Here is a 12,328-nt window from a genome sequence, read left to right on the forward strand (position 1 = left end):
GCAACGTTCGCCCCGTCACGACGCCCGGCACGCACTCTCGCCGCACCAGCCGAAAGCCCAAGTACATCCAGTACGAGGACTTCCGGCCGGCACGCCGAGAGCACGCACCGGACGCCGCTCCTTGACGGGCAAACGTTGCCTGCCGCGGCACTGGTCACCCACCCCGGTGCGCGGGTCCTGATCCGTCACTTTCCGCCGCCGCGGCGGCCCGCACCCGCTGCTCCTCGCGAGCGGAGCCGATGTCCCGTTCCAGGGGTGTGCGGCTCACGGCCGTCGCGAGGTCTTCCAGGGCCCGTTTTTGCAGTTCCGCCTCGCGCCGCACGGCCGGGCTCCCCTTGCCGGCCGCCTTCTCCCACGCGTGGAGCGCCTCCTCCACGCGTCCCCAGTCCGGATTCCTGTGCTCGCGCACGGCGGCCGCCGACTTCGCGGTGTCCGTCTCCAGAGCCTCGGCGAATCGCTCCGCCTCGGGGACGGAACCGTTGCCGGCCCGCGGGACGTGCCCCTCCATGAGCATCGCTGCCCGGCCGAACGCCTTGAGCGCCTCCTGGGCCTCCTGCGCCTCGCGCGACGTCAGACCCCGGGGGCGGACGGGTTCCTGCCTGGCCCGGTCGTACGCCTCCTGCCAGGTGGCACGTGCCTTCCTGCTCTCCAGCAGTGCCCTGCGCATGGCGGCGTGATGCTCCCGGGTCGGTTCGGCGTAGTCGCGGAGCACCGCGGCCGCGTAGCGGCCGTTGGCGGCGAGCCAGTCCGCAAGCCGGCCCGACAGCCGGGTTGTCTCCCATGCGGGGAACACCACGTACGCCAGCATCGCCAGGACCCCGCCGAGCAGCGTGAGCACCACCCGCTCCGGGACTGTCTGCTTCCACGCCTGGCCGCCCATGCCGAGCAGGAAGACGACGTACGCGGCGGTGAAGCACTGGGAGTAGGCGTAGCCGGTACGGTTCAGCGTGTACGACAGGCCCGCCGAGACCACCGCGAGCGCGGCGGACGCATGGGCGTCCGGGCCCAGGGCCCGCACCACCCCGGTGGCGAGCGCGACCCCCGCCAGGGTCCCGGCGAAACGGGCCACCGCACGCGCGTACGTCCGGTGGAAGTCCGGACGCATCACCATCACCGAGGCGAGGGGCGCCCAGTAGCCGTGGCCCAGGGGGAGCCGGGCGGCGATCAGATAGCCCAGCGTGGCCACCGCCGCCAGGCGGACGGCGTGCCGGAAGACCGGCGAGTCGGGGCGGAGCTCACGGCGGACCGCTTGGACGACGACCGGGATCAGCCGGAGCATGGTCGGGCGCACGAGGAACTGGGCGCGGGCGTGGCCGGGCGTGGGGTTTCCCCCGGGCGCGCAGCCGCACTCGGCGATCTCCAACGCCTCGCCGAGCAGTTCCACGAGCTGCTCGGCGGCCTGCCGCGCGGGGCCCTCCAGCACCTCGTGCTCCTCGTCGACGCGCAGGGCGTCCATGCTCTCGGGACGCACCTCGGCGGGAGTGCCGCGGCGGATCGAGCGCGCGGCCGCGTCCAGGACGTCGGCGGCCGCGTCGAGCAACTCGCGCGCGCGGTCCCGCCCGGGTCCCTCCGCCGGGGCGCCGACGTCCGGGTCGGCGAGTGCCGCGACCACCGGCCGAATGCGCTCGGCGAGTCCCCGGGGACCGTGCAGGACGGGGGGACGGGTGCGGGCCTGTGACGGCGTCACGGCAGCCGCGTCCCGGGCCGTCATCAACGGCTCAGGATCGAACGGGGCGGTCGGGTCGTGCCGCAACCGGCGGGCGTAGTCCGCGACGGCGGCCAGGGCGTCGGCGAGGGCGTCACGATGCGCTCCCCAGCGACGGATCGGGAACACCAGGATCAGCACGGCCTGCGTCACGCCCCCGAGCGCGATGACGCCGGCGTGTTCCAGGGCGCGCCCGACACTCGTGGGCAGGGTGATGGTCACCAGCATGCTGCCCACGGTCGTCGCCGCGAGGATCCCGGCGGTGGTTCCGACGGCCCACGCCATTCCCGCGGCAAAGGCCCATACGGCCAGCAGCGGAAGAAACGTCACGAGTCGCCCCGCCGCCAGGTAGCCCACGAAGGTGCTGAGCGCCAGACCGGCGCCCGCGCCGAGCGCGACCACCTTGCGCGGACGCCAGCTGCGCTGGAACGTGGCCCCGCCCGCGGAGAAGGCGCCGAGCGCCGCGGACGCGGCGTACGCGGGGGACACCAGCCACAGCGTCGGCCCGACGACGATGGCCACCCCGGCGGCCGCGCGCAGCGCGAGCAGGGGCTCCAGCCGCGTCTCCTCGATCGTGAGCCCGGAGCGCACGACCTCCCCGAAGGCCCGCAGCCAGCTCACGGGTGTCCGCCTGGCCGGAACGCTCTGCCGCGTCGCGTCCGCCCCTGTTGAGGTCCGGCAGCCGTCGGGCAAGGGAGCCTCCCACGCGGCCCGCTGCTCGGCCGGCGGCCGCAGCCGCTGGACGGGGTCTGCCTCTGCGGACCCTGCTGAGTGTCCGCCGTCCGTCCTCCGGCCGAAGCGCGGGCGATCGTCGTCGCTTCAGGTCCGGCCGGAGCGCGGCGATTGCCGCGGGCCCCGTCCGGCGGACGGGCAGGTAGCCGCTCGTCGGCCGGACCGGTGCAGGTGAAACAGGGGCCACGGCGGCCCCGGGTGTCCTTACCGCTTGTGGCCGTTGCCGTGTCCGTTCGGGTGCAGGACCACCTTGGTCCAGCCCTCGTCACGAGCGTCGAAATGCTCGTAGGCGGTAGGAGCCTCGTCCAGACCGAGCTCATGGGAGACCACGAAACTCGGCTTCGCCTTCCCACCCGCGATCAGGTCCCGCAGCGCCCGGTTGTACCTCTTCACCGGCGCCTGCCCCGTCCCCATGTGCTGACCCTTGAACCACATCATCCCGAAGTCGATCGGAACCTTCCCCTGGGCCTCCAGCTCCCCCTGGGCCTCCGCACCCCCGGGATCCTGCGGCAGGAACACACCCACCACACCGATGTCCCCGGTGAACCTGACCGAGTCGATCAGCCCGTTGAGCGTGAGACTGGCGTCCTCGTGCCCCTGAGGATCGTGCGCCTGATAGCCGACGCATTCACAGCCGTTGTCCGCACCCAGACCGAGAGTGGCCTCCTTGACCACCTCCGCCGGGTCCTGCTCGGCAGTGTTGATCGCAATCGCCCCGATCTCCTCCGCCTTGCGCAGCCGGTCGGGCTGATGATCAACCGTCCAGACCCGTCCTGCACCCCTGAGGAGGGCGGAATAAGTCGCCATCAGCCCCACCGGACCCGCTCCGAAGACGACGGTCTGATCGCCCGGCTTGACGTGCGCCATCTCGGTGGCGTGATAGCCGGTGGGGAAAATGTCGGCGAGCATCACATAGTCGGTCTGCCGCTCGGCGGCGTCCTCGCCCAGACGCAGCGCGTTGAAGTCGCCGTAGGGCACCCGCAGCAGCTCCGCCTGACCGCCCTGATACGGGCCCATGTCGGCGAATCCGTACGCGGCACCCGCCAGGGCCGGTTCCGGCTGCATGGTCAGGCAGTAGTTGGTCAGACCTCGCTCGCACTGCTTGCAGAAACCACAGGCGATGTTGAAAGGCAGAACCACGTACTCGCCGACCTGGACCTTGCGGACGGCCGAACCGACCTCCACCACCTGGCCCAGATTCTCGTGCCCCAGCGTGCGCCCCGACTCGAACGAGGTACGGCCCTCGTACATGTGCAGGTCCGAACCGCAGATGTTGGTGGTGGTGATCTTGACGATGATGTCGCAGGGGTGCTCGATCCTCGCGTCCGGTACGTCCTTCACCGCGACCGTCCGCGGACCCTCGTATACCGCTGCTCTCATGATGACTTCCCTAGATATCGCGGCATGCCGGTCATGGAGAGAGCGCGAAGAGCCTGACTCTCAAAAGTGCTGCGACAGGGTCCGGAACTCCGGCACGCCTCAGCGAGCCGTCCACCTGGATCAAATGGAACGGGTCGGTCATCCGCCACCGGTCCGCCAGGCACAACTACGGCGCTTCGGCGGCGTTGTCCCCGAGTCCCCGTCGCCCCCCGAGGCGAAACAACCACACACCGACCGATCAGCCACCATACGGTTGCGTCCGCCACCGGGCGGCAGCGGGCAGGCGAGGGCCCCGACCGGTTCGGGGGGATCCCGAGCCGGGGTCCGGACGAGAGGGGGCGCGAAGGGCGGTCGCCTCGCGGCGGGGCGCTCGGGCGAACGGGCCCCGTGACGGCGTCTGTCGCGCGGTTCCCGGCGCGATCAGGTAGTCAGGAACGGTGAACAAGGACGCGACCGACCCCTTCGTGCATGTCCGGGGCGCCAGTGAGAACAACCTGCGGAACATCGACGTCGATGTTCCGCGGGACGCGATGGTCGCCTTCACCGGCGTCTCCGGTTCGGGCAAGTCCTCGCTCGCGTTCGGCACGCTCTACGCGGAGGCCCAGCGGCGCTACTTCGAGTCCGTGGCCCCGTACGCCCGAAGGCTGTTGCAACAGGTCGGCGCACCGCACGTGCAGGAGATCACCGGACTGCCCCCGGCCGTCGCCCTGCAGCAGCGACGCGGGTCGCCCAGCTCCCGCTCGACGGTCGGCACCCTCACCACGCTGTCCAATCTGCTGCGCATCCTGTACTCCCGCGCCGGCACCTATCCGCCCGGGGCCGCACGGCTGGACGCCGAGTCGTTCTCGCCCAACACCGCGGCCGGCGCCTGCCCGGAGTGCCACGGGCTGGGCGTCGTGCACGACGTCGCCGAGGACCTGCTCGTCCCGGACCCCTCGCTGAGCATCCGCGAGGGTGCGATCGCCGCCTGGCCGGGCGCCTGGCAGGGCGCCAACCTGCGCAGTGTCGTGAACGGCCTGGGGATCGACATCGACCGGCCGTGGCGCAGGCTCAGGAAGAAGGACCGGGACTGGCTGCTGTACACGGACGAGCAGCCCTCCGTGTACATCGAGCCGGAGGAGGACCGCATCGACTACGGCTACCAGGGCAAGTTCTGGAGCGCCCGCAAGCACGTCATGCACGTCCTCGCCGATTCCAAGAGCGAGAAGATGCGCGAGCGGGCGCTCCGGTTCGTCAGGAGTGTGCCCTGCCCCGAGTGTCACGGCAGCGGACTGCGGCCCGAGGCGCTCGCGGTGACCTTCGCCGGACGTTCCATCGCCGAGATCAACGCGATGCCGCTCACCGAGGTCGTGGTGCTGCTGCGGCCCGTCGCGGGGCGGTCCGAGGCCGACGCGACCACGTCGACCGCCCGGTCCGGGGAGACGACCGAGGTCGCGGTCCGGATCTGCGGCGATCTGGTCGCGCGGATCGACGTACTGCTCGACCTGGGCCTCGGATATCTCAGTCTCGGGCGCCGCTCGACGACCCTGTCGCCGGGCGAGGCGCAGCGCCTGCGGATCGCCACCCAGCTGCGCTCGGGGCTGTTCGGCGTCGTCTACGTCCTCGACGAACCCTCAGCGGGCCTGCACCCGGCCGACGCGGAACCCCTGCTGGACGTGCTGGACCGCCTCAAGACGGCGGGCAACTCGCTGTTCGTCGTGGAACACGACATGGACGTCGTACGGCGGGCGGACTGGGTGGTCGACATCGGCCCCGGCGCGGGCGAGGGCGGCGGACGCGTGCTGTACAGCGGCCCGGTCGCCGGTCTCGAGCAGGTCGGGGAGTCGGCCACGGGCCAGTACCTGTTCGGGCGCGCCCAGCCGCTGGACCACCGCCCGCGCACCCCGCACGGCTGGCTGCGCCTGCGCGGGGTCTCCCGCCACAATCTGCGCGACGTGTCCGTCGACGTACCGCTGTGCGTCCTGACGGCGGTGACGGGCGTGTCCGGTTCCGGAAAGTCGACGCTGGTGACACAGGTGCTCGCCGAGGTCGTCCGCGGCCACCTCGGACTCGTGCCCGAGGAGCCCGACGAGGCGCAGCTGGAGGTCGACGTCCAGGACGCGTCGGGGGTCGAGTCGTTCGACCGGCTGGTCCGGGTCGACCAACGGCCCATCGGCCGGACTCCCCGGTCCAACCTGGCCACGTACACCGGGATGTTCGACGCGGTGCGCAGGCTGTACGCGGCGACGGACGAGGCCAGGGCGCGCGGCTACGCGGCCGGGCGGTTCTCCTTCAACGTGCCCGAAGGGCGGTGCGAGACCTGCCAGGGCGAAGGGTTCGTCGCGGTGGAACTGCTGTTCCTGCCCGGCACCTACGCCCCGTGCCCGACCTGCCACGGCGCCCGGTACAACGCCGAGACGCTGGAGGTCACCTACCAAGGCAAGAACATCGCGGACGTGCTGGCGCTGTCCGTCGACGCCGCCGCCGAGTTCCTGTCCGCCGTCCCGGCCGCCTCCCGGAGTCTGGAGACGTTGCGCGAGGTGGGACTGGGGTACCTGCGGCTGGGCCAGCCCGCGACGGAACTCAGCGGTGGTGAGGCGCAGCGCATCAAACTGGCCACCGAGCTGCAGCGAGCCCGACGCGGGCACGCGCTCTACCTGCTCGACGAGCCGACGGCGGGGCTGCACCCCTCGGACATCGCCCTGCTGCTGCGACAGCTGCACCGGCTGGTGGACGCCGGCAACACGGTCGTCCTCGTCGAGCACGACCTGGACACGGTCGCCACCGCCGACTGGGTCATCGACCTCGGTCCGGGCGGCGGCGACGCGGGCGGGCGGGTGGTCGCGGCGGGCCCGCCGGCCAAGGTGGCGAGGGTCCGCCGCAGCGCCACCGCGCCCTACCTCGCGGCCCGGCTCGCGCGCTCCTGACGACAGCGCGGGGGGTGAGCGGCGCGAGCCACGGAACGGCAGTCGAGGGCAGGCGACCGCGCGGCTGATCGGGCCGTGGTTGGAGAGCGGGTCCGGCAGGCCGCGGGCCCACCCCACTGTGCGGCGCCCGCGACCGGACTGCCGGGTCAGCCGGGCATGGGGTGGTGTGCCTGGGCGAACTGTTCCACGACGGCGGCGCAGAAGGCGGGCAGGTCGGCCGGGCCGCGGCTGGTGATCAGCTGTCCGTCGATGACCACCTCCTCGTCGGCGACGACCTCCGCGCCGGCATTGCGCAGGTCGGTGCGGATGCTGGGCCAGGACGTCAGGCGGCGGCCGCGCACGGCGTCGGCTTCGACCAGGGTCCACGGGCCGTGGCAGATCGATGCGACCGGTTTCCCGCTGGCCATGAAGTCCTTGACGAACTGCACCGCGTCACGGTCCATCCGCAGTTGGTCGGGGTTCATGGTGCCGCCGGGCAGGAGCAGCGCGTGGTAGTCGTCGACGGAGGCGTCGGCGACCAGGCGGTCCACCGGGAAGGTTCCGGCCGCGTTGAGGTCGAACTGGCGGGCCTGGATCTCGCCGTGGTGGAGCGAGACGATCTCGGTCTTCGCCCCCGAGCCCAGCAGCGCACCGCGCGGCAGGTCGAGTTCCACGCGCTCGACGCCGTCGGTGGCCAGAATCCCCACCCGCATTCCCCGGAGTTCCTGTGTCATGGCAAGGCTCCCTTCACGAGCGGTCGGCGGACCCGGCGGGGACTGTCCGCATCCCCGCCATCCGAGTGAGGACGAGTTCGTTGGAGACGATCCGTGACATGCGACGGAGCGCGACTGCTACAGGAGCCGGTCGAACACCGCGGTCACGCCGTCCCAGTGGCTGGTCTGCGGGTTCTTGATGTCCGGATACATGATTTTGAACGTCTCGGCGAGGGCGACGCTGAGCCCGCCGATGATCTCGGGGTAGCGGTCTTCGGTCTCCTGGGTGGGTGTCCTGTCGAGGGGAGGGTGCGCGGCGAGCTGTTCCAGGATCGGCTTCAGCTCGACCTCCTCGTCGAGCCGCCGGAACCGGTGGACGCTCTCCTGGAGGCCCTTGGTGATCGGCAGGTCCCACGGCTCGACGGTGTCCCGGCCGTTGGCCTTGGCCGATGCCTGGCCGACGACCAGGAGGTCGTAGAGCTTGGCGTCGACGAAGTCGCCGTACCGCTTCAGGTCGTTCTTGTCCACGTCGAGGCCTGCTGCGGCGCGGAAGAACCTCTCGAACTTCGACACACCCATCACGGTCATGCCTCTCGCCTCCTCACCTCACCGGGAACCGGACGGCGTCCCTCGCTCCCGCCGGCGTCGCCATCGGCTGTTACCGGTCGAGATTCGCAGAACCCCCTGCTGAGCGCCTCCGCACTCCAGGCCGAAAATGGGCGACTCCTCCTGCCCTGGCAGAGCAGCACGAGACGGCATCACCCGGCCCCTCGACAAGCCGGCAACCCACCGGACCAGCCACCACCCCGACCATCGCGTGGCGGCCCGGCAGCGCCTCCGCCGCCCCTCCGGCGCCGGTCTCCCCCGTCCCCGTGGCGGAGGCCGTCCGCACTTGTGCTCGGAGGTCCATGAAGCCGGACGCTTTTCCGCCCGCCGGGAGCAGGCAGGGCGTGGCCCACATCCGGACCATGGAATCGGTCGAGGGAGGATCGCATGACACAACCGACAGTTCCTTCAGCCGGCGCACCCGTGGACGTCGAAGGCGCGGCGCAGCGGCCGTTCTCCGAGCACGCGGCCATGGCCAGGGCGTATCCCGGCGGCAGGATGACCGTGGGCGCCATCACACCCCTGGAGGGCTTCGACGGGCCCGTGCCGTCCTTGGCCGGGCACATCGAGCGGATCCAGCAGGCCGAGCGGGCCGGCTTCGCCTCGGTGTGGGTCCGTGACGTACCGCTGCTGGACCCGAGTTTCGGGGACGCCGGGCAGGTCTTCGACCCGTGGGTGTACCTGGGGCACCTCAGTGCCCGCACCACCTCGATCACCCTGGGCACCGCCAGCATCGTCATGCCGCTGCGGCATCCCTTGCACACCGCCAAGGCGGCCGCCTCGGTGGACCGGCTGTCAGGCGGACGGCTCCTGCTCGGGGTGGCCACCGGTGACCGGCCCGTGGAGTTCCCCGCCTTCGGCCAGGATCTGGGCGGCCGGGCCGAGAGGTTCCGGCAGTCGCTGGAGTACTTCCGTATCGTCCTCGAGCACCGTTTCCCGCACGTGGAGTCGCCGCTCGGCCTGATGCGCGGCACCGATCTGCTGCCCAAGCCGGTGTACCGGCGGATCCCCGTACTGATGACGGGACGCGGCAGGCAGGACGTCCGGTGGATCGCCGACAACACGGACGGCTGGCTGTACTACACCCCGCCGCTCCAGCAGCAGGCCGAGAACATCGAGCGGTGGCGGGAGCTGACCCGGGGCGACGGCGGTGGGTTCAAGCCGTACGCGCAGGCCACCTATCTGGATCTGACCGAGGATCCGCTGGCCCTGCCCCGCCGCATCCACCAGGGCTTCTCGGTGGGCCGGGTGTCGTTCCTGGCGATGATGCGGGCCTGGCAGGACATCGGCATCGACCAGCTGATGATCAACTTCAAGCACAGCCGCCGTCCGGTCGCCGAAGTCATCGACGAACTGGCCGAACACGTGCTGCCGCACTTCCCGCCCGGGCGTCCCGGGGCGCGCGGGGAGCACCGGCGGCCCGTGGAGCGGACCGGGCGCTGAGGAGGCACGACCCCGGCGCCCTCTGCGTGACAGGGCCGTACTCAGTCCCGGCCCCCTCAGTCCCGGACGGCCCCGGAAGACAGCTCCTGCGCGTAGTCGCACGTGCCCTCCGCCCGGAACTGCAGGGCCGCCCTGGTCACCTCCGCGCCGAGGCCGCGCAACTGGTCCGCGACCGCCTGGTCGGTGAGGCGTCCGTCGCCGTCGAAAACCCTGGAGGACCGCGGGACCGCGAACACCAGCGGCACGGCCCAGCCGCGCAGCGACCGCACGATGAACTCCATCGCGTTGATCGCCTGCAGGCCCTGCACTCCCCCGGCGGTCGTCAGCATCCCCACGGGTTTGTTGCTGAGGTAGGGCGGGTCGTGGTCGGCCAGCAGGGCGAGCCAGTCCACCGCGTTCTTGAACGCGCCGCTGACCGACCCGTGGTACGTCGGGCTGCTCCACAGCAGGGCGTCGGCGGCCTGGACGGTGTCCGCAAGCCGGCGGGCGGACGCGGGGACGACCCCGTGCTCGGACGTGTAGAACGGAAGCGCCAGCTGCTTGAGGTCGATCACCAGGGTGCCGGCGCCCGCATCGGCTGCCCCCTCGACCGCCACACACAGTGCGGTGAGGCTGGTCGACGGTGTGCGCAGCGAGCCCCCCATTCCGACGACGAGCGGCCGCGTCATTCTGCCAACTCCTTCAGAGCATCTCCAAGGGCGTGGGCCCGCTGGGCGGCGGGAACGCCTCGTCGAGGGCGTCGCGCGCCTCGGGAGGAAGGCGGAGGTCCACTGCGCCGCGGTTCTCCCGAACGTGGTCGGGTGATCCGGAACGCGGGATCGCGACCACCCCCTGTTCCAGCACCCAGGCGAGTGCCACCTGGGCCGGCGTCGCCCCGAGGGCCCGGGCCACGGCATCCAGTGCCTCGGCCTCCAGGATCCGCCCCTGCTCGACAGGTGAGTAGGCCATGACCGCCACCCCGGCCTGGCGGCACCAGGGGAGCAGATCCCACTCGATGCCGCGCCGGGAGAGGTTGTAGAGCACCTGGTCGACGGCTGCTGCGTCGCCGCCGGGGAGGGTGGTCAGCGCGGTCATGTCGGCGACGTCCAGATTGCTCACCCCCCAGTAACGGATCTTCTCCGCCTCCATCAGGTCGGTGAATCCCGCAAGGGTCTCCTCGAGCGGCCACCGTCCCCGCCAGTGCAGCAGGTACAGGTCCAGCCGTTCCGTACCGAGCCGCCGCAGGCTGCCCTCGCAGGCGGCGACGGTGCCCTTGCGGTCGGCGTGGCCGGGCAGCACCTTGCTGACGAGAAAGACCTCCTCCCGGCGTCCCCGCAGAGCCTCCCCCACGAGTTCCTCGGCTGCGCCGTCGCCGTACATCTCCGCCGTGTCGACGACGGTCATGCCCAGGTCCACGCCCAGCCGCAGCGCCGCGATCTCCTGTTCCCGCCGGGCCGGCTTCTCCCCCAGGTACCAAGTGCCCTGCCCTAGCGCCGCGATCTCCTCACCGGAGGGGAGCGCGACCGTCCTGGCCGATGCTGCAGACATCTCGAGCCTCCTGACCGCCGGGGGTAGGCGTCACGCGCACCCGCACCGGGTGCCCAGTTCCACGCCTACCAGACAAACGGTGCCGGATGATCCCAAGGGAGGTCAGAAGGGGCGAGCGGACTGAGCCGGGAGCTCGCCGGGGCCGGGTGCGCGGTCCCGCAACGCGACGACCACCGACACGGCGGCGCCGCAGGAGAGGACCGCCGCGAAGCCGATCATCGCGGTCTGCACGGCGAAGTGCCGCAGCGCGATGCTGAACAGGACGGAGGGCAGACCCATGCCCAGGTACGCGATGACGAAGAACACGGCGAGGACCCCCGCGCGTGAGGCGGGCTCGGCCGCTGAACCGGCCCGTTCGACTCCTCCCTTGAACAGCAGCCCGGAGCCGGCTCCCGAGAGGGACACGGCGACCAGGTAGAGCCAGAGCGCCGGGTGGTAGAGGGCGACGGCGCACAGGACCAGGCCGACCGGAAAGACCACTGCCCCAATGGTCAGGAGCCGGGGCACGGGGAGGCAGCCCAGCACCAGCTGGGCGGCCGCCGCGGAACCGAACATGAGGAAGGCCGCCAGGCCGACCACGAGGTGCGAGTCGGTGTGCAGGGTGCCGTGCAGCACGCTCGCCCCGAGGGAGGAGATCAGACCGAGGATCGCGAAGGCGAAGGCGCCCAGCGCGCCGGCCGCACCGAACGACCGCCGGCCGCCGGGACGCAGGACGAACCTGTTGGGCGGTTGAGCCGCGGGCAACTCCAGGTCCACGGTCTCCGGGGTGCACAGCACCAGTGCCAGGCACACTGTCATGGCGAGCGTGAAGATCGCCTGGGTGGTGATCAGGGGCGCGGGAAGCCACTCGGCGGCGGCTCCGGCGACCAGGGGCCCTGTGGCCAGGCCGCCGAGGTTGGCGGCGGTGGCCACGATGCCGGGCAGCACCGAACCCGTCCGTTCCGGACGGACCTCGTGGTGCAGGTCGTGCAGGTACGTCGTCGCGGTCGAGGCCATCAGCCCCAGTCCGGCCCCGTTCAGGATCCTGCCCGCGATCAGCCCCGGCAGGTCCCGCCACATGATCAGCACGACCGACGCGACGATGCCGACCAGCAGCGCCGGGACGATGATGCGCCGCCTGCCGAGCCGGTCCGACAGATGTCCCAGCCCCAGGAAGGCGGCCGCTGCGCCCACGACCATCGAGGCGTACGCCACCGTGACCGTGGTCGCGCCGAAGTGGTCCCGGGCCTCGTACAGCGGCCACAGCGGGGTCGGCGCGGTGCCGAAGGCCATCAGCACGGTGAAGGCCACCGCCACGAACCAGAAGCCGGTCGTGTGCGAGGCCCGGCGCCGGACGG

9 protein-coding genes are annotated in these 12,328 nt (G+C 71.7%); 2 read left to right on the forward strand and 7 right to left on the reverse strand.

The genetic code is table 11. From position 1 onward, the window contains the following. Nucleotides 1–154 precede the first annotated feature (154 nt). Both BLW82_RS09310 and BLW82_RS09315 read right to left on the reverse strand, forming a co-directional pair. Complete coding sequence (locus tag BLW82_RS09310) at nucleotides 155–2,326, reverse strand: FUSC family protein (RefSeq protein ID WP_093498338.1); 2,172 nt, start codon at nucleotides 2,324–2,326, stop codon at nucleotides 155–157. Between the two features lie 315 nt (nucleotides 2,327–2,641). After that, on the reverse strand, nucleotides 2,642–3,817 hold the full coding sequence (locus BLW82_RS09315) for a glutathione-independent formaldehyde dehydrogenase (RefSeq protein ID WP_093498339.1): 1,176 nt from the start codon (nucleotides 3,815–3,817) through the stop codon (nucleotides 2,642–2,644). A gap of 437 nt (nucleotides 3,818–4,254) precedes the next feature. On the opposite strand from BLW82_RS09315, the gene uvrA reads away from it, so the two are divergent. Next, on the forward strand, nucleotides 4,255–6,723 hold the full coding sequence (gene uvrA, locus BLW82_RS09320; RefSeq protein WP_093498340.1) for an excinuclease ABC subunit UvrA: 2,469 nt from the start codon (nucleotides 4,255–4,257) through the stop codon (nucleotides 6,721–6,723). 146 nt (nucleotides 6,724–6,869) lie between these two features. Here uvrA and BLW82_RS09325 read toward each other — a convergent pair whose 3' ends face one another. Both BLW82_RS09325 and BLW82_RS09330 read right to left on the reverse strand, forming a co-directional pair. Next, nucleotides 6,870–7,436: a type 1 glutamine amidotransferase domain-containing protein gene (locus tag BLW82_RS09325; RefSeq protein ID WP_093498341.1), complete on the reverse strand. Its 567-nt coding sequence runs from the start codon at nucleotides 7,434–7,436 to the stop codon at nucleotides 6,870–6,872. A 117-nt stretch (nucleotides 7,437–7,553) separates the two neighbouring features. After that, nucleotides 7,554–8,003 (reverse strand): DUF1931 family protein, encoded by a 450-nt coding sequence (locus tag BLW82_RS09330; protein ID WP_093498342.1) that lies wholly within the window; start codon nucleotides 8,001–8,003, stop codon nucleotides 7,554–7,556. Between the two features lie 405 nt (nucleotides 8,004–8,408). On the opposite strand from BLW82_RS09330, the gene BLW82_RS09335 reads away from it, so the two are divergent. Next, entirely contained in the window at nucleotides 8,409–9,464 is a 1,056-nt protein-coding gene (locus BLW82_RS09335; protein ID WP_256215728.1) for an LLM class oxidoreductase, read from the forward strand. Nucleotides 9,465–9,520: 56 nt separating this feature from the next. Here the strand turns inward: BLW82_RS09335 and BLW82_RS09340 are convergent, their stop codons facing one another. The 3 genes from BLW82_RS09340 to BLW82_RS09350 form a co-directional block, all read right to left on the reverse strand. Beyond that, entirely contained in the window at nucleotides 9,521–10,132 is a 612-nt protein-coding gene (locus BLW82_RS09340; RefSeq protein ID WP_093498343.1) for an NADPH-dependent FMN reductase, read from the reverse strand. A gap of 13 nt (nucleotides 10,133–10,145) precedes the next feature. Then, nucleotides 10,146–10,991, reverse strand: coding sequence for an aldo/keto reductase (locus tag BLW82_RS09345; protein WP_093498344.1), 846 nt, complete (start codon nucleotides 10,989–10,991; stop codon nucleotides 10,146–10,148). Nucleotides 10,992–11,093: 102 nt separating this feature from the next. Next, the gene (locus BLW82_RS09350) at nucleotides 11,094–12,287 is read right to left on the reverse strand and encodes an MFS transporter (RefSeq protein ID WP_093498345.1); all 1,194 of its coding nucleotides are present in this window, start codon (nucleotides 12,285–12,287) and stop codon (nucleotides 11,094–11,096) included. Nucleotides 12,288–12,328 lie beyond the last annotated feature (41 nt).

This window comes from Streptomyces sp. Ag109_O5-10, assembly GCF_900105755.1.
Taxonomy (GTDB): domain Bacteria; phylum Actinomycetota; class Actinomycetes; order Streptomycetales; family Streptomycetaceae; genus Streptomyces.